Annotated in this window: 22 protein-coding genes; 6 read left to right on the forward strand and 16 right to left on the reverse strand. The window is 54.5% G+C overall.

The window, feature by feature from the left end; all coding sequences use genetic code 11:
* Positions 1-247 precede the first annotated feature (247 nt).
* From AC16KF_RS18880 to AC16KF_RS18905, 6 genes are all read left to right on the forward strand, one after another.
* A complete protein-coding gene (locus AC16KF_RS18880; RefSeq protein ID WP_484038919.1) occupies positions 248-1,936 on the forward strand; it encodes a SulP family inorganic anion transporter in 1,689 nt (562 codons plus the stop codon).
* 143 nt (positions 1,937-2,079) lie between these two features.
* A complete protein-coding gene (locus AC16KF_RS18885) occupies positions 2,080-2,265 on the forward strand; it encodes a hypothetical protein (protein WP_484038920.1) in 186 nt (61 codons plus the stop codon).
* Positions 2,266-2,502, forward strand: coding sequence for a hypothetical protein (locus AC16KF_RS18890; RefSeq protein ID WP_484038921.1), 237 nt, complete (start codon positions 2,266-2,268; stop codon positions 2,500-2,502). It abuts the gene before it with no gap.
* A gap of 13 nt (positions 2,503-2,515) precedes the next feature.
* Positions 2,516-3,511, forward strand: a complete 996-nt coding sequence (locus tag AC16KF_RS18895; protein ID WP_484038922.1) for a Gfo/Idh/MocA family protein — start codon at positions 2,516-2,518, stop codon at positions 3,509-3,511.
* A gap of 50 nt (positions 3,512-3,561) precedes the next feature.
* The gene (locus tag AC16KF_RS18900) at positions 3,562-4,773 is read left to right on the forward strand and encodes an aminotransferase class I/II-fold pyridoxal phosphate-dependent enzyme (protein ID WP_484038923.1); all 1,212 of its coding nucleotides are present in this window, start codon (positions 3,562-3,564) and stop codon (positions 4,771-4,773) included.
* Between the two features lie 444 nt (positions 4,774-5,217).
* On the forward strand, positions 5,218-6,303 hold the full coding sequence (locus AC16KF_RS18905; RefSeq protein ID WP_484038924.1) for a site-2 protease family protein: 1,086 nt from the start codon (positions 5,218-5,220) through the stop codon (positions 6,301-6,303).
* A gap of 6 nt (positions 6,304-6,309) precedes the next feature.
* Here AC16KF_RS18905 and AC16KF_RS18910 read toward each other — a convergent pair whose 3' ends face one another.
* From AC16KF_RS18910 to AC16KF_RS18985, 16 genes are all read right to left on the reverse strand, one after another.
* Positions 6,310-6,852, reverse strand: a complete 543-nt coding sequence (locus tag AC16KF_RS18910; RefSeq protein WP_484038925.1) for a carbonic anhydrase — start codon at positions 6,850-6,852, stop codon at positions 6,310-6,312.
* Between the two features lie 170 nt (positions 6,853-7,022).
* Positions 7,023-9,245, reverse strand: a complete 2,223-nt coding sequence (locus AC16KF_RS18915; protein WP_484038926.1) for a parallel beta-helix domain-containing protein — start codon at positions 9,243-9,245, stop codon at positions 7,023-7,025.
* 180 nt (positions 9,246-9,425) lie between these two features.
* Positions 9,426-9,806, reverse strand: a complete 381-nt coding sequence (locus AC16KF_RS18920; RefSeq protein ID WP_484038927.1) for a c-type cytochrome — start codon at positions 9,804-9,806, stop codon at positions 9,426-9,428.
* Positions 9,807-10,268: a hypothetical protein gene (locus AC16KF_RS18925; protein WP_484038928.1), complete on the reverse strand. Its 462-nt coding sequence runs from the start codon at positions 10,266-10,268 to the stop codon at positions 9,807-9,809. It lies immediately after the preceding gene.
* Positions 10,269-10,276: 8 nt separating this feature from the next.
* The gene (locus AC16KF_RS18930) at positions 10,277-10,558 is read right to left on the reverse strand and encodes a DUF6958 family protein (protein WP_484038929.1); all 282 of its coding nucleotides are present in this window, start codon (positions 10,556-10,558) and stop codon (positions 10,277-10,279) included.
* Between the two features lie 28 nt (positions 10,559-10,586).
* The gene (locus tag AC16KF_RS18935; RefSeq protein WP_484038930.1) at positions 10,587-11,012 is read right to left on the reverse strand and encodes a TIGR03667 family PPOX class F420-dependent oxidoreductase; all 426 of its coding nucleotides are present in this window, start codon (positions 11,010-11,012) and stop codon (positions 10,587-10,589) included.
* A gap of 13 nt (positions 11,013-11,025) precedes the next feature.
* Positions 11,026-11,382 carry a hypothetical protein gene (locus AC16KF_RS18940; protein WP_484038931.1) on the reverse strand — a complete coding sequence of 119 codons (357 nt, stop codon included), beginning with the start codon at positions 11,380-11,382 and terminating at the stop codon, positions 11,026-11,028.
* A gap of 77 nt (positions 11,383-11,459) precedes the next feature.
* Positions 11,460-11,813 carry a hypothetical protein gene (locus tag AC16KF_RS18945; protein WP_484038932.1) on the reverse strand — a complete coding sequence of 118 codons (354 nt, stop codon included), beginning with the start codon at positions 11,811-11,813 and terminating at the stop codon, positions 11,460-11,462.
* 10 nt (positions 11,814-11,823) lie between these two features.
* Positions 11,824-13,809 (reverse strand): (Fe-S)-binding protein, encoded by a 1,986-nt coding sequence (locus tag AC16KF_RS18950; RefSeq protein ID WP_484038933.1) that lies wholly within the window; start codon positions 13,807-13,809, stop codon positions 11,824-11,826.
* Between the two features lie 92 nt (positions 13,810-13,901).
* A complete protein-coding gene (locus tag AC16KF_RS18955) occupies positions 13,902-15,539 on the reverse strand; it encodes a hypothetical protein (RefSeq protein ID WP_484038934.1) in 1,638 nt (545 codons plus the stop codon).
* Positions 15,540-15,587: 48 nt separating this feature from the next.
* Complete coding sequence (locus AC16KF_RS18960) at positions 15,588-15,791, reverse strand: hypothetical protein (protein ID WP_484038935.1); 204 nt, start codon at positions 15,789-15,791, stop codon at positions 15,588-15,590.
* Between the two features lie 44 nt (positions 15,792-15,835).
* Complete coding sequence (locus AC16KF_RS18965; protein ID WP_484038936.1) at positions 15,836-16,534, reverse strand: cytochrome c biogenesis protein; 699 nt, start codon at positions 16,532-16,534, stop codon at positions 15,836-15,838.
* 72 nt (positions 16,535-16,606) lie between these two features.
* Positions 16,607-17,323 carry a heme exporter protein CcmB gene (locus AC16KF_RS18970; protein WP_484038937.1) on the reverse strand — a complete coding sequence of 239 codons (717 nt, stop codon included), beginning with the start codon at positions 17,321-17,323 and terminating at the stop codon, positions 16,607-16,609.
* A 1-nt stretch (position 17,324) separates the two neighbouring features.
* Complete coding sequence (gene ccmA, locus AC16KF_RS18975) at positions 17,325-18,023, reverse strand: heme ABC exporter ATP-binding protein CcmA (RefSeq protein WP_484038938.1); 699 nt, start codon at positions 18,021-18,023, stop codon at positions 17,325-17,327.
* Positions 18,024-18,218: 195 nt separating this feature from the next.
* Entirely contained in the window at positions 18,219-20,087 is a 1,869-nt protein-coding gene (locus AC16KF_RS18980; protein ID WP_484038939.1) for a c-type cytochrome, read from the reverse strand.
* A gap of 74 nt (positions 20,088-20,161) precedes the next feature.
* Positions 20,162-20,638 carry a zinc ribbon domain-containing protein gene (locus AC16KF_RS18985; RefSeq protein WP_484038940.1) on the reverse strand — a complete coding sequence of 159 codons (477 nt, stop codon included), beginning with the start codon at positions 20,636-20,638 and terminating at the stop codon, positions 20,162-20,164.

Raw genomic sequence — 20,638 nt, forward strand, 5'->3', positions numbered from 1 at the left:
GCTCAATCTGCTCAAACAGGAGAAAACCGCCAAAGGCGGTATGCATGCCAAGCAACTCCAAGCCGCTTGGAACCAGGATTACCTCCTCAAAGTCCTCGCCTCACCGATTTAGATGCGATTGCCCTAATTTTAGACCAGTTTGGAAATATCCGCAATAACGCTTATGATACAATCCCGCCACTAACACAAAGGACGCCTTGGGGGAGCAGTGAGCCTTTGTGAAATTACTATTTTCGGAGAACAATCTATGCCAAGAAGAAGTCTCGCTCGCCTGTACAAGGACGAGTTCACTGGCTATTCGCTTGCCAAATTTCAACAGGACTTGCTCGCGGGTCTCACCGTTGCCGCGGTGGCGTTGCCGCTCGCGCTGGCGTTCGGAGTTGCCTCGGGCGCGACCGCGGCGGCAGGACTCGTCACCGCCATCCTCGCGGGCTTTGTGATGGGAGCGCTTACGGGCGCGCCGTTCCAGATCAGCGGACCCACAGGCGCGATGTCTGCCGTGTTGATCGTCCTCGTCCAACGCTACGGACTCGAAGGCATCTGGGTCGCGGGTTTGCTTTCGGGCATTATCCTATTCGTCATCGGTCTGTTGCGGCTCGGGCGTTTCATCGCGTTCATCCCCTCCGCCGTGATCAGCGGATTCACCTCGGGCATCGCGCTCATCATCTTCATCGGTCAAATTGACAACCTGCTCGGCGTCAAAACTCCCGCCACAGACACCGCCGCGGAAAAAATTCTCGGATACTTTCAAGGCGGATTCACCCCCAGCCTCCAGTCTCTAGCCATCGGTTTGCTTGTGATCGGGACGATGCTCTTCATGCCCAAAAAATGGACGGCGCGCTTCCCCGCGTCACTCCTCGGCATCATCCTCGCCACGCTTCTTTCCTCGATGCTTCGACACGGCTCAGCACAAGCGTTGAGTTGGTCCGCCCAAACCATCGGCGACATCCCCAATTCTCTAATTCTCCAATCTCGACTTTCTCTTTCCAACATCCCCTGGACTCACCTCTCCGAATTCCTCGCGCCGACTCTCACCATCACCGCATTGGGCGCAGTGGAGTCGTTGTTGTGCGGCGCGGTTGGCTCGAACATGACCGGTATCCGCTTGCAGGCGAATCAAGAGTTGATCGCACAAGGCGTGGGCAACATGCTCATCCCGTTCTTCGGCGGAGTGCCCGCCACGGCGGCGATCGCGCGCTCCAGTGTGGGAATCAAATCGGGCGGACAGACCCGCCTTGTCAGCATTGTCCACGCCATCGGGTTGTTGCTGTCCATGTTTCTGCTCGCGCCGTTCATGGGACGAATCCCTTTGGCGGCGTTGGCGGGTGTGTTGATGGTCACCGCCATCCGCATGAACGAATGGGAGGCGATTCGATTCATCTTCGGCAAACGCTTCAAGACCGACATGATCTCGTTCATCGTGACGATGCTTGCCACTGTTGTCCTCGATTTGACGCAAGCCATCCTCATCGGTTCCTTCCTCGCGGGCGCGGTCTTCCTCAACAAGATCGCGGGCATTGACATCGAAGTACAGGAAGTAGACGTTCAGCGGCTCAAGCAAAAGGGAATCGAAACGGCGGGGAAGTGCAAACACGTGAAGGTTGCGTTCCTCACGGGTCCGTTGTTCTTTGCGGCGACGGGACAATTCAACGAGGCGTTTCAAAATTTGAAAGACACACACGCGTTGATCCTCTCGATGCGCGGAGTTTCGCTGATTGACACGGCGGGCATCGAGGCGATCCATCGTCTGCATGAACGTTTGCATCAGCGAGGTGGAACGCTCATGTTCGCGGGAGTCCATGACAATGCCTACAACATGATGAAGCGCGGCGGACTCGTGGATACCATCGGAGAGAAAAACTTCTTCTGGTCGAGCGACCAGGCAATCGTCGCGGCAGAGAAGCGGGGATGTAAATATTGCTCTGGCGGTGGATAGGCAGTGGATCGCGAAAACAGGTTCTTGACGCAGTTGTACTGCGTCAAGGCAGGCAACACGATTTGCTTGGTAAATCGAACTGCCGCCTGAACTTTCGCGAAATACAGATAGTGATTGCGCTGGCAATCCGATATAATCTCATCATGACCCGTCGATTGAGAATCCTCTTTTTTATTTCGGTTCTCCTGTCCTCTTGCGCGAGAGAGGCGTCGGCGACCCCGATTCCGCGCGCCACAAGCCCTGTCTCTACGCCGTCGGTTGCCGTCACCTCCGCCCCGCGCATTCAGCCGAACGACCTCACTTTCATCGAGTTCTTTTCTGGCGCTTGAATGGAATGTCGCGCCATGAAGCCCATCGTGGATGGGATCAAGAATCAGTACAATGGATGTATGAAGGTGGAGCGCGTTAACTTCCATGAGCGGACCGCATGGCGCGACCTGTTGTCTCCTTTCGCCACGCCCGAGTTTGTGCTTCTCGATTCGCAGAATGATATTCTTTATCGCTGGTTTGGTACGGTGGAACCGAAGGAATTTTCCGCCGTGTTAGACCCGCTGTGCAAAGACTGATGGTATACAAGCAATGACCAAAACTCTCAACTGGGGATTACTCTCCACGGCGCGCATCAACCGCGCATTGATCCCGCCGTTGCAAGTTTCGAAGCGGAATCATGTGTTGGCTGTGGCTTCTCGTTCGCCAGAGAGTGCCAACGCCTACGCCAAAGAGAAAAAGATCCCGCGCGCGCATGGCTCGTATGAGGCGTTACTTGCCGACCCCGACATTGACGTGATTTACAACTCGTTGCCGAATCACCTCCATGCCGAATGGACGATTAAAGCGGTGGAGGCAGGCAAGCACGTGCTCTGCGAAAAGCCGCTCGCGTTATCCGTAGAGGAAGTGGACGCCATCAAACATGCCGCGCATACGCATGGACGAATCGTGGCGGAGGCGTTCATGTACCGTCACCATCCGCAGACGTTGAAAGCGCGGGAGATTGTGCGGAGCGGCTCGCTCGGCGCGTTAAAGATGATCCGCGGCTCGTTCAGCTTCGTGCTGACCCGCGAAAACGATGCGCGCTTGACCCCCGAGTGGGGCGGCGGAAGCATTTGGGATGTGGGCTGTTACCCAATCAGTTACGCAAGAATGGTCACAGGCTTGGAGCCGGTCGAAGTATTTGGCTGGCAGGTCGAAGGTCCGACAGGAATCGACGAGACCTTCGTCGGGCAGATGCGTTTCGATGGAGACCTCCACGCGCAGTTTGACTCCAGTTTCGTCATCCCGTTCCACGCATTTATGGAAATTGTCGGCAGTGACGGCGCGTTGAATATTCCGCATCCGTTTAAACCCGGCGTCGATGAAACGATCTATCTCACGCGGAACGACAAGACTGAATCGATCCGCGTGCGCGGCGGCGAATTGTATATCGGCGAGGTGGAGGATATGGCGGACGCGATTCTGCTGGGGCGCGAACCGCGCGTCTCACTGGATGATTCGCGCGCCAATATCCGCGTGATCCGCGCTTTGCTCGAATCGTCCCGCGCGTCGATGCCTGTTCGTTTGTCGCGGGATGATTTCTAAATCGCTTCACAGTCTGGTACACTTGCCGCATTCTTTCCCGGAGGATTTGTATGGATTTGCATCACACCGACGACGCCGTCACCCGCCGCATCAAAGCGATGAACGATCGCGTTGCCATGCTCAAAGAAAACGACTTGTATTTTTACAACCAGCCTGTGGAAGAACTGCTCGATGACTCGAAAGTGCGCGTGCGCGGGCGCGTGATGGGGATGTACGCCTCCTACGGCTACTTGGGCTTGCTCAACCACCCGCGCATTAACGCCGCCGCCAAAGCCGCCGTAGACAAATTCGGCACGGGGACGAACGGCGTGCGCACGCTGGCTGGCACGTTGACGATCCACAATGAACTCGAAGAGACGATCGCAAATTTCAAACACGCCGAATCTGCGATCACGTATTCATCGGGCTATGCAACGAATCTAACTGTCGTCTCGACCATGATGGGACGCGGCGATTATGTCTTCTCCGATAAATTGAATCACGCCTCCATCGTGGACGGCTGTTTGATGTCGGGCGCGGAGTTTCGCCGATTCCGCCACAACGAAATGGATCATCTCGAAGGCTTGCTGAAAAACGCGCCGAGCGACGTTGCCAAACTCGTCATTGCCGATTCGGTCTTCAGCATGGACGGCGACATCATCGACCTGCCTACGATGGTTGACCTGTGCAAAAAATACAACGCCTGGTTGATGATCGATGAGGCGCACTCGATCGGCGTGCTCGGCAAGACCGGGCGCGGCATCGAAGAATATTTCGACCTCTACGAGGGCATCGATATCAAGATGGGCACCTTGAGCAAGACCATCCCCTCGGTGGGCGGATATGTCGCCGCGAGCAAAGAGATCATCACCTATCTGCGTCACGCGAGCCGCGCGTATATTTTCTCCGCCGCCCTGCCGCCCGCGCAAGCCGCCGCCGCGAACGAAGCCTTCAAAGTGATCCTCGATGAACCCTGGCGCATCGAACGCTTGAATCAGAACACCAAACAATTCATCGGCGGGCTCAAAAGCATGGGCTTCGACACCATGCTCACCGAGACGGCAATCGTCCCTGTCTTATGCGGCACGGATGAAGCGGCGTTCGCCATGACGCGCGAAGCGCAACACAACGATGTGTTCGTCCTGCCGGTCGTTTCGCCCGCCGTGCCAGAGGGATTGGCGAGGCTGAGGGCAACCGTCACCGCCGCGCACGACCCGAGCGAGATCGAACGCGCGATGGACGTCATCGGCGAAGCGGGGAAGAAATTGGGGATCATCAAATAACATCGAACCAGACCCGCCAGCATGGCGGGTCTCTGATTATCTTACAGAATACATTTGGACGCAGATAAACGCTGATTTCGCTGATTCAAAAGAAAGAAAATCTGCGTTTTCTGCGTGAATCAGCGTCCCGATTTTGAAAATGCAAGGTGATCTGGGCGGGTCTTTATTTTCGTCGAAAATTTTCGAATCCCTCGTAATCAACGGGAAAGCGCCTCACCACGGAAGACACAGAGTCTTGCGCTGAGTTCATCGAAGCGACACAAATGGCAAAAAAGAACCCCGAGTCCTTGAGTATTTCCTTTGTGACCGTCGTGTCCTTTGTGTTTGAAAAAAAAGACTTCCCGTTAAAAACGGTAGAGTCAAATTTTCATGTTATCTTCATAAAACTACAACAATCTTCTAACAGGCAGAGTGTAAACTCTAATCAACCGAAGGAGATAAAAAATGAAATGGCAATGGAAACTGGGTCGCTTTCTTGGCATTGACGTGTACGTCCATGCCACGTTTCTTCTATTGATCGGCTGGGTGGGATACAGCTACTGGCTCCAGCATGGGACCATCGCCCAGGTGGTGAACGGCATCATCTTCATCCTCGCTCTTTTTCTCTGCGTTGTCTTGCATGAATACGGTCACGCGCTGACCGCCCGCAAATACGGCATCAAAACCCGCGACATCACCCTATATCCCATTGGCGGTGTGGCGCGGTTGGAGCGCATGCCTGATAAACCCATCGAGGAGTTGTGGGTCGCGCTGATGGGACCCGCCGTTAACGTGGTCATCGCTGGGATTCTCTTTGCGCTTCTTGCCGCGACGGGGAAACTGACTCCGCTCACCAGCTTGACCATCGCCTCAGGCTCTTTTCTCATGCGCTTGATGGTGATCAACATCACCCTCGTGCTCTTTAATCTTATCCCTGCCTTCCCCATGGACGGCGGGCGTGTTTTGCGAGCCATCCTCGCCATGCGTATGGACTACGTCCACGCGACGCAGGTTGCCGCGAGCATCGGTCAGGGCATAGCGTTCTTGTTTGGGTTTATCGGCATGTTCAGCAATCCCTTCCTGCTGTTCATCGCTTTCTTCGTCTACATCGGCGCGTCGCAGGAAGCCAGCATGGCGTTGATGAAAAATTCGATCAGCGGAATCCCCGTCACGCGAGCGATGCTGACGGATTTCAAAACCCTTTCGCCGCGCGACACGCTTGCGCAAGTTGTGGGACTCATCCTTGCCGGTTCACAGCATGATTTCCCCGTGGTGGATGCCAACGGAGCAGTGATGGGAATCCTCGAACGCGACGCGTTCATCGCCGCGTTATCGCGCCAGGGACAAAGCGCGCCGGTCGTCGGCGTGATGCGGAAAGATGTCCCCAGTGTGGATTCGCACGACATGGTCGAATCAGCCCTCACTCGTCTGCAAGAAACGGGCGCGAAGACTCTGCCCGTCATGCACGCCGGTCAATTCGTCGGCTTGATCACCGCGGAAAACATCACCGAATTTTTGATGATCCGCTCGGCGTTGAAAGCGGCGGCGTAGAATCCCCTAGATATTTTTCACCTGATACAACAAATTATCCTCCACCTTGTAAAACAACGGCGCGACAAAGATCTTCGGGTAACGCGATCGTAACCGTTGCGCCTCGCTGAGCACGAAATCGATTTCGTTGCCGATCTCGAACATCGGGGTAAAGTTCGTGAAGTGTTGTTCCGCCAGCTCGCGCTCCCAGCCTGCGCGTTCGACCAAACCTTGAATGAACGCCTCCTTGCGCGACATCAAGTTGACCATCCCGCACTGGTTGTGACCGATCAACGCGATGCACGTCACGCCTCCCACCGCGATGGCGTATGAAACTTTGAATTCGCTGTAGCGCAAATTCGCGCCGCCCGCGCGGATGATGTATGCAAAGTTATCAGGGATATGCAAATGCTTGCGGTTATCCATGCACATGCCGATCAGCAATTGCGCTTGTGTGTACGCTTCATACTCCCTGTTGAGATTGTTGTATTCAAGCAATAATCCAACAGGGGTATTTTGGTATTCGGGGAAAATGTCGTCTTTTGTAGAAACAGGGAAGAGGCGATGCATGAAACTAAACTCCTATAAACGTTGCAATAAAACGTAGTGACGACTTCAGTCGTCCTGCGCTGAGACGACTAAAGTCGTCACTACGAAACCTTTACTCATTATAAACAAAAAAGGAGACCGAGCCTCCCAGCCCAGTCTCCAATCTCAATTCTCTAATTCTCTGCTCTTCCTCACCCCGCCAACCCAACCACAAAATTGAAGAATCTCCAATACAAGTTATACAGCGGCTGGGGCCACGAAGTCTTCGGCAGAATAGGCGGGAAAGACGATGAAGCTTCTTCGTCGAAATAGTTATCCGCGCCGTTCGAGTCCCAAATGATATCGAACCCCCTGCCAAGTATCTTCTTTACAAACGGATCGGCGTCGTAGCCGTTGTTCTCGTAGATGTTATCGTGCGCGTACACATGCTCGGGGTTTGGACCCACGTCAATCTCGTTGACGTCGAACCCGATCGTGAGGTTGAACACTGCCAACCCGCCCGATTTATTGCCGCGGATGGTGTTGTTATACACTTCCACCTCGTCTGCGGCGAGGATCAAGATGCCCGTCCCAGAGGGAGCGAGCGCCACGGCGGTTCCGGGTTTGCCGAAGTTCTCGCCGTTGTTATTTTCAACAACGTTATCGTACACTTTTGTGTATAACGAAACCTTGGACGGCAATTGCGGTAGAAGATCAATGAAAATCCCAACGGTGTTGTCGCGCGCCACGTTGTTATACACTTCACCGTTGACCGTGTTCTCCAGCTCAACGCCGATCACATTGCCGTAGGTCAACGTATCGCGGATCACCACATTCTCCGACTTGCCCGCGTAGACCGCCGCGTCGTTCATCAACGTCGCTTCGATACGTTCGATCAGCACATCCGTACAGCGCACGGGGTACACGCCGTACACGCCGGTATTTTCAATATACAGATCATGCAAATACACGCCCGTCGCGCCTTCCACCAGCACGCCGTTCGATGTGTAATTCTTTACGGCGAAGTTATACATCTCGAAATTATTTCCCGATGCGATGACTCCATCCGAGCGCGTGCCTTCGCCGTCAATCACGGGCCACTCGCCCTGATCATTCGGGATGCCCACCAGTTTGACATCGCTCCAATCCAACACCACCGACTCGTGATAAATCCCATACGGGACTTCGATCGTATCGCCCGGACCAGACCGGTCGACGGCTTGTTGAATCGTTTCCTTTGGGCCCACGCGGACGACAGTCGGTTCATGCGCAGGGATGCCTGATTCAGTCACCTCGACATTCAACTGGCTGACAACTTCGCGCGCCAGGTTAGGGTATTGTTCCACCACCGGCAAGCCCGATGGCACAGAGGTTGGAATTTCGGGCATCGCGCTTTCATCGGTTAGCGCGTAGAGGAACGCGACCAAATCTTCGTGTTCCTGCGCGCTCAACTCAATGGGGAGGATGTGACGGTCTACTTCCAAGCCGTATTGACTCCCGCCGCCTTTTTCGTAGAACCAGAGAACGTCATCCAGCGTGGCGAATGCGCCGTTGTGCATGTACGGTCCCGTCAACGCGACGTTGCGCAACGTCGGCGCTTTGAATGCGCCATCCTGTCCGTCGCTGGCAATGGCGGCGCGACCCTCGTCGTGCTGGAACCCTTCGAGGTCGGGCGAACCGGTCACGAAGAAATCATCCGAGCCGAAGGTTGGCGCGGCGTGACATTCAAAGCAACGCGTCGCCGCCGAACGGAAGAGGTTCAAGCCGCGCCGTTGCTGCGATGTCAACGCGTCGAATTGACCCGCGGCGTATTTATCAAAAGGGCTATTGTTTGAAACCAGAGTCCGCTCGAAGGAAGCGATCGCTGTTTGCGCGTTTTCGACGGTGATGGCATTGTTCCCAAATGCCTTGTTGAACAACTCCACATATTCGGGGATTTTCATCAAGCGCGCGACGGTTTCCGCGTCAGAGCCAGCCATTTCATTCTCCGCGTGCAGAGGCACAGACATTTGCGCTTCCAGCGAGTCTGCGCGGCCGTCCCAGAAAAGTTTTGTCGAGTAGCCGGCGTTCCATAGCGTGGGCGTATTGCGCGGTAGGGATGAACCATCGGAACCTTTTGCCGTTTGCAAGCCATCGCTGAAACCGAGGCTGGGGTTATGGCACGTGGCGCACGACATATCTTGATTCTTGGAAAGGATCGGGTCGAAAAATAACAAACGACCGAGTTTCGCTTTTTCAGGCGATGTATCGCCGTTGAGCGCGGGGAATTCGCGTTGCAACCCGCTATACGCGGGAAGCACACTGCTCGCGCCCGCGCCCCACTTCTCTTCGGGAGGCAGTTCGTCGAAGGGCAGGGGGGCAAACGCGGCGTAGAAGATGCCGACGAGGGCAAGCAAGCCCAAAATAAGGAAGATGCGTTTAATCCAGATTTTCATTTCTCCTCCGAGAAGACCTCACAGGTCATTAGGGTCGGTAAATTAATAACTTCCGTATGTTTGTTCGCTCGCAGTTGCACTGCGAGCGGGATGCACGATTTGCCAAGTAAATCGAACTGCATCCCCAACCGGGAATTGAGAAGACCTCGCAGGTCTTTAAGACCTGTGAGGTCTATCATATTATTTCAACGTCATCAAAAACGCGACCACCGCTTCGAGTTCCTCGCTGGTCAATTCTTTTCCAAAATTGGTCGGCATGGTGTCTGTATATTCAGGGACGAGGAAATCTTTCGGAAACAGGATCGACGTTTCGAGATATTCCGTCGCCTCCATCCCAGGGACGCGGGTTCCAGCCCGTGTGGCGACTCCTGCCAGCGGCGGACCGATGATTACCGTATCTGGCACAAGCGCGTGGCATTGCGCGCATCGCAAGTTGAAGACCGATTGACCCAGTTGTTCGAACGCCGTCAGGGTTGGCGCGGGCGTGGCGCTCGAGGAACAGGCAGAGAGCAAGAGGAGGGCGAGCATCGCGCACAGCAGAAAGGATCGCGGATAGGTCATTTATTGGATGGATTCCAGATCGCGGAGGAGAAGTTGTTGGTCTTCGTCTTGTGTCACTTGTTGCGCGAAACTGCGCGCCTGATTGAGATATTCAAGCATGATCACGCGGTTGCCGCTTTGCATTTCGGCGCGGGCGAGGGTTTCGCAGGCATAGCCTTTATAAAATGGATCGAGACTCGCCGCGTGCTTCAACGCCTGTAGACCATACGTCCGCGCGAGGCTGGGTTGTTGAATGATGTTATACACGCGCGAGACTTGCCAATACCCGACTGATAGTGGTTTCGCAGAGACGTCCTCGCGCTGGGACCAATGCCATAGCGATGCGATGGCATTGTGCAACATTGCCAGGTTTTCTTCGTCGGTGCGTTCGCTTTTTTCTATAAGTTCCCAAGTTCTGTTGAAATTTTCGGCTGAGAAATATTTGTGCGCGGCTGAAACGTCGAATGGGATGGTGTCTGCCATGAAGATTCCTATTTTGCCAGCCGAACGAGTTGCGGGCGCGAGTTGGGCACGCGCTTCACCTCGCCGCGCGCTTCGAGATCGAGTTTGACGGTGGTGACGTACCACATCACCGAGCCGTCGAATTTTCCGCGCACTTCTTTTTCCACTGCGCGCGAGAGTTTCATAAAGGTCATTTCTTTGTTGCTGCGAAGTTCGCTCATAATTGCTTTTCGTATCATGTCGTATTTTTCCCTGCTGATGTTCACGCCCTGTTTCTTTTCAGGATGCAGAGTTTTGACCAAATCTTTCATTCCAGCCTCCTCTCGTTGGTGGGGTATTTTACTCCCAACCGCGCAACTTGGCGGGAGTAATTCGGATGGCGACTGAGTATTCGCGGGAGAATTCTTCCGGGGTCGCGCCCAAACCTTGGATCCCCGCCTTGTATTTTTTCATGTACGCGCGGATCTTATGCGCGGGCAACGAACTCGTTTCAACAAGCGCTGTCCCTATGAAAATGATCAGATGCTCTTGCGCTTTTTTATCTGCAGAGTTGAAATGCAATGAAACTTGCGGATTCTTTCGGATGTGTTTCAGTTTATGCGCCAGCGGCTTGCTAAAAATGAGGAACGAATTTTTGTCCCAGATGAACCACACCGGTCTGGGTTGAGGCGCGCCTGTTGAGTCCACCGTCGTCAGCCAGATGAAGTATTCGCTTTTCAAATGTTTCTTGGCGACGCGCCCGAATTTGGTGTTCAAGTTCAGCATGATGATTCTCCTGTCATTTATTTTCAACCCCAAGCCATTGTAGCGCGATATCCATGTCGGATGTAACCCATACATTCGCCCCGCGATTGACGGCGGTATTTTCGCCCATTTTGTTGATCGCCTCCGGTCTTGCAACGGTAACCACCTTTATTTTTGGTCCCCACGCGTTGGCGATTTCGACACCAAAGCGATAGCGGTCAAGGATGCTGGGATTGCCTTCAACATTTCTCAAGTCGAGCAATGCTTTATTTAGATTCTCTTTCTGACAGCGATCAGCTAGATCATGAATGATGGATACCAACAAGTTCAGCGAATAGTTTCCGCTGGCTTCTACAAGCAAATAATCGCCCTTGTTTTGACAGGTATACATGAATGACCTCAAGGTGTTTTTGGTGGTTTCTCTACTATATTGACAATCATCGTGTCAAATATTTTCGTTCCGGAGGGCTACCCTGTTACGCCAAGCCATTCCAAAGCATGAGCAAGATCGGATGTGGATAATAAATTCGCGCCGCGGTTGACGGCGGTATTTTCGGTCATGTGGCTAAGACTTTCAGGTCGCAGGATCAAAGCCGCTTTAATTCGCGCTCCCCACACTTTGGCAACCTCAATTCCGTGGAGATGGCGTTCAAGGATACTTGGGGCGCCCGGCATGTTCCTCATGTCCACTAACACTTTGTTCAAGTTGTGTTCTTTGCAATACGCGGTAACTTCATGGATCGCCGAATTGATCATCTCCAGTGAGTATGGCTCGTTGATCTCAACCAATAAATACTCGCCTTTGTTTTGAAGCGTGGGCATAAGGGATCGATCAACTCTTTAGCCGTTCGGCTACCAACTCCGCCACATCCTTCACTTGGATCTCCCCTCCGTCGGCTTTGGATGCGTCGGTCATCATCGCCATGCAGAATGGACATCCCACCGCGAGCGTGGATGCGCCCGTCGTCTTCGCTTCGGCAAAACGGGTCTGGTTTACTCGCGCTGTGCCGCTTTCCTCCTCCTTCCACATTTGCGCTCCGCCCGCGCCGCAACAAAACGACTTGGCAGAATTGCGCGGCATTTCAATCGTCAACGCGCCAGTGGACTGCAACGCCTCGCGCGGCGCGTCGAAAATTTTGTTGTGCCGTCCCAAATAACACGGGTCATGGAACGTCACTGATAACTGATCACTGCTTACTTCTAAACTGATCTTCCCCGCGCCAACCAACTCATTGATAAATTGCGTGTGATGCGCCACTTCGTAATTTCCGCCAAACGCGGGATATTCATTCTTGATCGTATGTAAACAATGCGGGCAAGTGGCGACGATCCGTTTCGGTTTTACCTCGTTGAGGACTTCCACGTTTTGCGAAGCCATCGCAAAGAAAATATCTTCACGTCCTGCGCGCCGAGCGGGATCGCCCGTGCAGGATTCGTTCCGCCCGAGCACGGCAAAGTTGACTCCCGCCGCGTTCAAAATTTTTGCGAACGCCTGCGCTGTCTTTTGCGCGCGCGCATCCGTTGACGCGGCACAGCCAACCCACCATAAAATATCGGGCTCGGGGTTTTGCTCGATGGTCGGCACATTGAGTCCCTCTGCCCATTTCAGGCGATCAGACTGCGGCACATTCCACGGGTTCGCGTTGCGCTCGATTCCTTTGAACGCGTTCTCGAGTTGCTTCGGGAATTGACTCTCCATCATCGAAAGATTTCGGCGGATGTCGAGGATGTCGCGCATCGGTTCATTGCCGACGGGACAGATGTCCACGCACGCGCCGCAACTTGTGCAAGCCCAGACCGCCTCTTCCGAAATGAGATTCAGCATCGGCACATCGGTGTCGCCAGTTTTCAGGTGATAACGCTTGTTGATCTCCAGCGCGGCGGGCGATAAAATTTTTCCCGTGTTGTATGCGGGACAAACCTCCTGACATCGAAAACATTGGATGCAGGCGTACGCATCCATGATCTGTTCCCAGCCGAGGTCGCTCATCTTTGCCGCGCCAAACTGTTCGATGGACTGGTCGTCGAGGTTGATGTAACTCAACTGCCCGATGGATTTCCGTTCGGGCTTGAGCGCGAAATTTAACGGCGCGACAAATAAATGGATATGTTTTGAATAAGCGAAATATGGCAGGAAGGCAAACACGAATCCCAATGAGATCCAAAACATCAAGCGCTCATTGAACAAAAGTTGCGACTCGGGCAGATTGATCCACAAGCCCGCCAGCGCGGAGGTGATGGGTTGCCATGCGTCGTGAATTTCATGGCGGGCGAGATAGAACGACTCGGCGAACACGCGCGCTAACGTGTGCGTGAAGAATGTGCCGGTCACGATCATGGAATCGATTGTGATGCCCGCGCGCGCTTTGGGGTTGAGTAGGGTGGTGTCGCGTGTGGTGAGCGTTGCAGGTTTGAGAATGTAGCGGCGGATGGACATGCCGATCATGCCGAACATCAGCGCGAACGAGATGAATTCTGCCAAGGAACGATACATGTCGCCGGGGATGCCGGTGTGGTGTAACAGGTTGACGCCCGTGTAGGCGAGGATCAATTCATTGAGGTTGACGAACACATAAACGAAAAACCCCCAGCCGATGAAGGCGTGTAAAAAACTGGGGAGCGGGCGGAACCGAAAGACGGGAGTAAAAAATACATACTTGGCGACCAGTTCCCCCGTCCGTTTTGAAGCGAGCGACCAATCCACTTTACCCTGTCCGCTGGAGAACTGTCGCGCGATCCGCCGGGCGCCGCGATACGTCCACACAACGGAAGCGATCATGAATAAGGCGAAGATAATTTTTTCGACGAGGGTGAGCATGATGACTCCTTAGGGGTGAGGGAGATTTCTAGTTTACCTCAAAACAAAACGCGGAGGCAAACGCCTCCGCGCAGGGTTGAAGTGAAAACGATTCACTCGCTGATGTCGTTGACGTAGTCTACTGCGCCGCTGCACCCGGCGGATAAATTCGATGAAACGTTCTCCCAGGTCATTTCGAGGCTTTTCGCAAACGTGAGATCGAGCGCGTCGCCGAGACACCCGGGACCGGCGTGATAGTTGACCAGCGAGAACTTCCATAAGTCCTCGTAGGTGGAAACCGAACCAGCCGTTTGCGCCGCGTTGACGTTTCTCACCAATTGCCCGGCTTGTTCGCAGTTGGCAAGCAGGGTATGGGCAAACACGCCGATGCTGAAATTGGCGCGGTCGAGGTCGATGCCGAGCGGGCAGTCTTCACACGTTGCATTGACTGCCTGAATAAGGGCGAGGCGCGCGTGTCGCATCTGGTCTTCTTCCAAGCCGAGGTAGCCTTTTTTGCACTCTTCGGAATCCATGACGAGCGGGCAGAACTGGTTGAAGAACGGGGGATTCCACATTAAGGTGGTGTCTGCCCCTTGTTCGGTCAGTTGACCCAAGCCCACGTCATCCTTCGCGCCAATGCCAGGCCAGAACTGGCTTTCTTTGGCAAATAAATTTTTCAGCAGGTTTGCCGGCGCGCCTGTGTCTTTTGCCACATTTAAAATAATTTCATCGAACTGGTTTTGCCATGCGGTGACGGCTCCTCGCGCTTTGTCCATGCCGCAGGAAGATGCGTTGCCGTCTTCCTGTAAGCCGTTGTTTTCACAAGTCACCGCGTCGACCACACCTTTGCGGATCAAGTTCGCGGCGAGATAGTTGTAGGGAATGTCGGTTCCCAGCGTTTCGCTTTGTGTAGGCGTGCTTAGCCATTCCTGCGGACCACCGATGGGCGGCAGTGTCTTCCATGTTTCGACACAACTAGCCACAGGCACGCCCATCCATTGACTGCTTAACACATCCACATACCAAAAAGCCTGGTCGGGGTCGTTGCTCTCCGCTTGGGCAACACGCACAAGCGCGTTGAAGATAGGACTGCTGTCCCCATAGCTGGAGAATGCCCAAAATTGTAACGTTTCGCCGTTCTCGCCGGTAATGGGCAGGCGCAAGCGGCAGTGGGCGTCGCAAACAAACGATTGTCCCGCATACAACCCTTCGATGCGGATGATTTGGTGTTCGGGAAGCGGCTCGATGCCATTCAGGATGAGGATCGGTTCGGCTTCGCAGATGCTTGTCGATGATGTGTAGACGGGGTTGCAGTTTTCCAGCGATACTTGCACCGAAGACGAGGGGAGTTTGGTGGCTACTTCTTTTTGCGCGGGCTGGCTTTCGATCAACACCAGGTAATTCCCTTTGCATAAACTGACATCATGCTCGGTGCAGGGTTTCTGGTTGACCCAATCGTCGTAATCGTCTGGGAGACAATCGGAGTATACGTCCGCGATGGTCGGCAGTCCCTCGTGGTCGGTCTTGAGTTCGCAGATGAATTGATTCGATCCCCAGCGGATCATCCACCAGGTGTATTCGGTATATTCGACGAGGGTGACGGAGAACCGGTCGGGGCCGGGGGGGTCTGCCACGGGCGAAGCAGACTCACTGGGGCTGGATGCGAACCCGCTTCCCACAAGGATGATAAGCAGGCTCCAGCGTAGGAACCTGAATCGCCACCCGGTCCGAATCCCATTGTTCTGTCTCATAAATGAAAAGAGTCCGCCATCATTATAGCGGACTCCGTACTGATTGCCCTATTTCTTTTTGCTTCTTTTGGTTACAGACTTGGCTGGTTTTTCGACGGGTTTCTCCAACTCGGCGAGCATGTCCATATCCTGTTTGAGGTTGCGCTGGCGGAGGAACAGGCTTGCCACGTAGATTGCGAGGATGATGAATGTGGTGGCGTACCCGGCGATCATGTAGCCGGAGGTGTCGGGGGTGATTTCCTGGAAGAACATGTTTGACTCCTTGATTGAGGGGAATGGGATCGTTGCCGCGCGCGCTAATACGAGGCTTTCATTTTCATCTCTTCGACCTCGTTCTGGAATTCTCCCAGGCGGATGCGGTTCCAGAACAAGTCGAGGAAGATGACGGTGAAGGCAAATAGGGCGAAGAAGAACGCTGTGAGCATATCGCCCGACATGCTAAAGTTGCCTTCCGCTTCCGCGTTGGCGCCGGCGATGACCACCGGGTGAATGGTGCGGAACAGGCGGATGGCGAAGAAGGTGATCGGGGCGCTCAACCCGCCGATGAGGGCGTAGACTGCGCCGAAGCGCGCGCGTTTGTCGGGGTCGTCGATGCCTTGGCGGAGCATGAAGTAGGCAATGTAGATCAACTCGGCGATGGCGGCAGTGGTGAGGCGCGGGTCCCACGTCCACCAGGTGTTCCACGCGGGGCGCGCCCAGATGGAGCCGAGGATGATGGTGATGAGGAAGAACACCACGCTCACTTCGACGGCGGCGACTTGGATGCGATCCCACTTGAGGTTCTTGGTGACGAGGTAGATCACGCTTAGAACGGCGGTGAACACGAAGCCGATGAGCGCGACCCACGCCGTGCCGACATGGAAGTAAAAGACGCGTTGCACCTCGCCCATGACTTTCTCGGTCGGCGCAACAACAATGGCGAGATACGCCGCGGCAAACAGCAGGATGATCGAGACAAGGTCAAGAATTTTGAGGGTGACAGGTTTGTGGCGCATAGGTGTTCCTTTTTCTTGGAGACAAGGGATGGGAGATTCCACTTTCTATTCTCTATTCTCTATTCTCTAGTTTTATTCTTCCACGATCGAGTCGAATAACATAAATGAGGCGGCGATGAAAATGACATCGTAGGTAATCAGAAGATTGATCGAGAACGAAACATCGGCAATGGTCGAGTTGTCTAATAACCCGCCGCTGGCTCTGACCGCCGCAAGCAGGACCGCGAACACCACCGGGAACAGCAGGATGGGGAGCAGGATATCGCGCGTGCGCGTTTGCACCGACATGGCGGCGAGCAACGTGCCGATGGAGGTGTACCCAACCGAGCCAAGCAGGATAACGAGCAATAATCCCGGCTGGAATAAGTTGGTGTTATACAACACGCTGTACACCGGCAGGACGATCGCTTCGACGATGAGCATAAAGGCGAGGTTGCTGAAAAATTTGCCGAAGTAAATGACCGAGCGATCGACCGGCGCGAGCAGGAGACCATCGAGACAGCCGCGATCCTTTTCAATCGCCATCGAGCGGTTCAAGCCGAGGGTGCCGGCAAAGGCGAAGGTTGCCCAGAGCACGCCCGCCGTCACGGATTGACGGGTCTTTACGTCCAACTCAAGCGCAAAGTTGAAGATCAGGATCACCAGCAGGGAAAACACGAGCATTGATGAGATCAGTTCCCACGAGCGGAATTCGGCGCGCAAATCCTTCCACACGATCGCGCCGATAGCCTTGAAAAAACTACTTTGCGACTGCTTGCTACTCGCTGATAACTGCTCGCTCCTTTTCATCTCACCCTGCCAATGCCTGTTTGTAAAATTCGAGCAGGTTGGTTTTCTTCACCTGCCTGCGTGTTGCGGAGGCGGCGATCACCCCGCGCGAGAGAATGTCGAAGCGGGTAGCCAGTTCCTCCGCGCGAGCCAGATCGTGCGAGGTCATCACTACGGTGCGTCCCCGCGCGGCGACAGTTTTCAAAACATCATCTAACATGGTGGATGCGTCCTGATCCAACCCGGTGTATGGCTCGTCAAATAACATGATCTCCGGGTCGTGTAGGACCGCGCGCCCGATGGCGAGACGTTGTTGCATTCCGCGCGAATAGGCGCGCACGAGGTCGCGGCGGCGGTTTGCGAGCCCGACCATCTCCAAGACCTCGGTAATGCGGAGTTGGTCATTCGTAATTCCGTACATACGGGCGTAAAAGCGGAGATTTTCCTCCGCAGTGAGATCGCCATATAAAAGCGGAAGATGCGACACCACCCCCAGCCTCGCGCGGACTTGAGCGGCTTCGTTGGGAAGTTTGAAGCCGGCGATGTTCACCTCTCCCAGCGATGGGCGCGAAAGCGAGGCGAGGATTCTCAAAAAAGTGGTCTTGCCCGCGCCGTTAGGACCGAGTAACGCGACAAATTCGCCCGGCTTAACTTCAAAATCCATGCCGCGCAGGACGGTCTTTAACCCAAATCGTTTAACGAGTTTTTTGACGGTGATCATAACAATAATGCCATTAGCCGACTTGATGATAGAAAATGAGCCATACGACGATTCTCTATCAGACGTTATCGGAAATAATTTTTCGGACGCGGATTGACGCGGAAAACGCGGATTTTTTCTTCTTTATCAGCGTTCATCGGCGTTTATCCGCGTCCTACAAAAGAACTTGAGCTTATTACAGATAAAGTCTATTCTCTATTCTCTACTCTCTATCCTCAGTATTTCTTTCAATTCTGCGCGCCGCTTCTGATACGCCTGCTCGCCGATCTTTTTCTTGCCGCGCAGGTCATCGAGCGCGATGATCGCGTCCATCACCTCTTCGGCAGACTCGAACTCGCCCGCGTCTTCTTCCTCGGTGGCTTGCGCTTTGCGAGCATCTTGTCGATACATCCAGAAGCCAGCAACCAGCAATGCGGCTCCCAGCACGCCCGCCCCGATCAGCATGGCGGTGTTATTCGATGTCGCCGCGGGCGCGTCCGATGGTTCGCCGGTCAACGTGAAGGCAAGCGACCCGCCCGCCGCGATGGAGTCTGATTCGTAAATTTGATAGGTGAAGTTTTGGATCGTTTGAATACCCAAATCGGTTAACTGCGCCTGTTCCACTTTTGTGCCCACGGGGACGAATACATTCACCGACGCAATCGGCAGGTCGAACGGCATCGAGAAATTTATTTCATCCGTTTTTGCCAGCGAGGAGAATGCCACCAGCCCGTACGATGCGTCGCTAGGCGGGATGGCAAACCCATTGGCAGTGGAAAGGAATGTGGCGCTGTCTTGCGTTGGCTCGAAACCAAAACCAGACGAACCTTTGGGGAATTTGATGAACGGGATCTGTCCCGTTTCATCTTGCGGCACGACGATCATTTCATCGGTCGGGTTGCGGAATGAGTACAGCGTGTACACGGCGATCGAATCGGCGGCGTATTCGAAGATGACCTGCGCGTCGTCCATTACCAAGCCCGAAGGATCCTCGGTGAGGGCGTAGATCGTCAACGAGGGAATGCTGACAAGTTGCGCGCCTTCCTCAACAATACGAAATTCGGACTGTAATTTCACGCCTGCGTAGGTGAGTTCCGCGAGAAAGATTCTGCCGGCGGGGATTTCGACATTTTCAAAGGAATACGCGCCGTCTGGTTCAACAACGCCTTCGAGTGAAAAAGTTTCAACGGGACCCGCGTTTGGATCGTTCGCGTCGTGATCATATGCGCGTAAGGTGACGACCAAACCAGACGGCAGATCTGCCCCGGTTTGATTGTCGATGACTCCGCTGACGATCCCGAAGCCGGGTTGCAGGGTGACTGTCGCTTCACCCGCCGTGGATGCTTGACTCGTCGCCAGCGGCGTTATCTCAGGGGCGACAGAGGTAGAGGCGGCTGAAGCCGGCGTCCCCTGGGTGTGAACGAGAGGTTGAGGCGTCGCAATCGGCGCGGTATCGAAGGAGAGAGTCCGCAAGTATGCGGCCACCGCCCAGAGTTCATCTTCACTTAAAGTTGAGCCGAAGGCCGGCAGTCCATCGCCGCCCTGGCTGGCGAGGCGGGCGAGTTCCACTTCGGTGAATGACGACATCTTTTGCTGGTCTTTGAAAAGGTCCAGCGAACAGCCGGCGCAATTTGCTTCAAAAAGTTTTTTGCCCGCTTCGATCTCTTCCGCTTTGGTGTGCAGTGTCATCACGTACGCGACCGCGTCCCAGCGTTCCTGATCGGTGAGGCTGTTGAAGGGCGGCATGAAGCGCTCGATGTTCCCGCGTGTGACTACGGCGTAATACTGCGCGGGCGATGCGGGGCGGGCGATCTCTGCCAACCCAAACGCGCGGACGGTGACGCCAAGTTGAATGCCCTGCTCGCCGTCTCCGAGACCGGTGTCGCCATGGCAGGGAGCGCATTTTTCAACGTAGATCAGTTTGCCGTTTTCCACGCTCGGGGGTTGCGCTGGATACAACGCCAGCGTGGGCATCGGCGTCGGCGCCACGTACCCAGGCGGCGGTGTGATATCTTCCGCCAGCGTCATGTTGCAGGCGGTGAGTAGGATGGCGAGCATTGCAATAAAAGTGATGCGAAACTTCATTCGTGTTTTGCCTTATCAGAGTATCTCGTATCTCGTATCTCATATCCCGTACTTCGCATTCAGCGAATCGCAAATCAATTCAACGCTTTCCCGCATGACGCGCAAAACTTGTCGCTTGACAGGACCGGCTTGCCGCATTTGGGGCAGAAGCCCTCATAATTTTTTTTGCGCGACGCCCGGCGTTGCGAGATCAAATACTCAAGTTCGGAATCGGTCAGTTCCTTTTTGGCTGAGGCTTTCTTTGCGCTGTTGCGCCGCAGGTCGGTTTCGTCGATCGTCAACGCGTCCATCTGGCGCAAAATATCCGCGCCTGTTTGCAGGAGGTTCGTCCGCTGGATGGGGTAATCCTCCTCGGGAATCTTGCCGAGTTTGTAGTCGAAATCCAGTTCCTGCAAAGAACTCAACACGCGCTCGCGCTTCGCCAGCAATGCGGAAAGTTCGCGCTCTTCCGCCGTCACACGCCGGCCATAGCCGCGCGCGAACGGCGCGTATAGATACATTCCAACGAAAAACAACACTGCCAGTGTCAGGAAAATTGCCGCAATATCCAT

The sequence above is a fragment of the Candidatus Defluviilinea gracilis genome, from assembly GCF_057138825.1.

Excerpts from the sequence above, each read along its gene's own strand:
- AC16KF_RS18880 (WP_484038919.1), top strand. The coding sequence starts at position 248 with ATGCCAAGAAGAAGTCTCGCTCGCCTGTACAAGGACGAGTTCACTGGC.
- AC16KF_RS18885 (WP_484038920.1), top strand. The coding sequence starts at position 2,080 with ATGACCCGTCGATTGAGAATCCTCTTTTTTATTTCGGTTCTCCTGTCC.
- AC16KF_RS18890 (WP_484038921.1), top strand. The coding sequence starts at position 2,266 with ATGGAATGTCGCGCCATGAAGCCCATCGTGGATGGGATCAAGAATCAG.
- AC16KF_RS18895 (WP_484038922.1), top strand. The coding sequence starts at position 2,516 with ATGACCAAAACTCTCAACTGGGGATTACTCTCCACGGCGCGCATCAAC.
- AC16KF_RS18900 (WP_484038923.1), top strand. The coding sequence starts at position 3,562 with ATGGATTTGCATCACACCGACGACGCCGTCACCCGCCGCATCAAAGCG.
- AC16KF_RS18905 (WP_484038924.1), top strand. The coding sequence starts at position 5,218 with ATGAAATGGCAATGGAAACTGGGTCGCTTTCTTGGCATTGACGTGTAC.
- AC16KF_RS18910 (WP_484038925.1), bottom strand. The coding sequence starts at position 6,852 with ATGCATCGCCTCTTCCCTGTTTCTACAAAAGACGACATTTTCCCCGAA.
- AC16KF_RS18915 (WP_484038926.1), bottom strand. The coding sequence starts at position 9,245 with ATGAAAATCTGGATTAAACGCATCTTCCTTATTTTGGGCTTGCTTGCC.
- AC16KF_RS18920 (WP_484038927.1), bottom strand. The coding sequence starts at position 9,806 with ATGACCTATCCGCGATCCTTTCTGCTGTGCGCGATGCTCGCCCTCCTC.
- AC16KF_RS18925 (WP_484038928.1), bottom strand. The coding sequence starts at position 10,268 with ATGGCAGACACCATCCCATTCGACGTTTCAGCCGCGCACAAATATTTC.
- AC16KF_RS18930 (WP_484038929.1), bottom strand. The coding sequence starts at position 10,558 with ATGAAAGATTTGGTCAAAACTCTGCATCCTGAAAAGAAACAGGGCGTG.
- AC16KF_RS18935 (WP_484038930.1), bottom strand. The coding sequence starts at position 11,012 with ATGCTGAACTTGAACACCAAATTCGGGCGCGTCGCCAAGAAACATTTG.
- AC16KF_RS18940 (WP_484038931.1), bottom strand. The coding sequence starts at position 11,382 with ATGTATACCTGTCAAAACAAGGGCGATTATTTGCTTGTAGAAGCCAGC.
- AC16KF_RS18945 (WP_484038932.1), bottom strand. The coding sequence starts at position 11,813 with ATGCCCACGCTTCAAAACAAAGGCGAGTATTTATTGGTTGAGATCAAC.
- AC16KF_RS18950 (WP_484038933.1), bottom strand. The coding sequence starts at position 13,809 with ATGCTCACCCTCGTCGAAAAAATTATCTTCGCCTTATTCATGATCGCT.
- AC16KF_RS18955 (WP_484038934.1), bottom strand. The coding sequence starts at position 15,539 with ATGAGACAGAACAATGGGATTCGGACCGGGTGGCGATTCAGGTTCCTA.
- AC16KF_RS18960 (WP_484038935.1), bottom strand. The coding sequence starts at position 15,791 with ATGTTCTTCCAGGAAATCACCCCCGACACCTCCGGCTACATGATCGCC.
- AC16KF_RS18965 (WP_484038936.1), bottom strand. The coding sequence starts at position 16,534 with ATGCGCCACAAACCTGTCACCCTCAAAATTCTTGACCTTGTCTCGATC.
- AC16KF_RS18970 (WP_484038937.1), bottom strand. The coding sequence starts at position 17,323 with ATGAAAAGGAGCGAGCAGTTATCAGCGAGTAGCAAGCAGTCGCAAAGT.
- ccmA (WP_484038938.1), bottom strand. The coding sequence starts at position 18,023 with ATGATCACCGTCAAAAAACTCGTTAAACGATTTGGGTTAAAGACCGTC.
- AC16KF_RS18980 (WP_484038939.1), bottom strand. The coding sequence starts at position 20,087 with ATGAAGTTTCGCATCACTTTTATTGCAATGCTCGCCATCCTACTCACC.
- AC16KF_RS18985 (WP_484038940.1), bottom strand. The coding sequence starts at position 20,638 with ATGGATATTGCGGCAATTTTCCTGACACTGGCAGTGTTGTTTTTCGTT.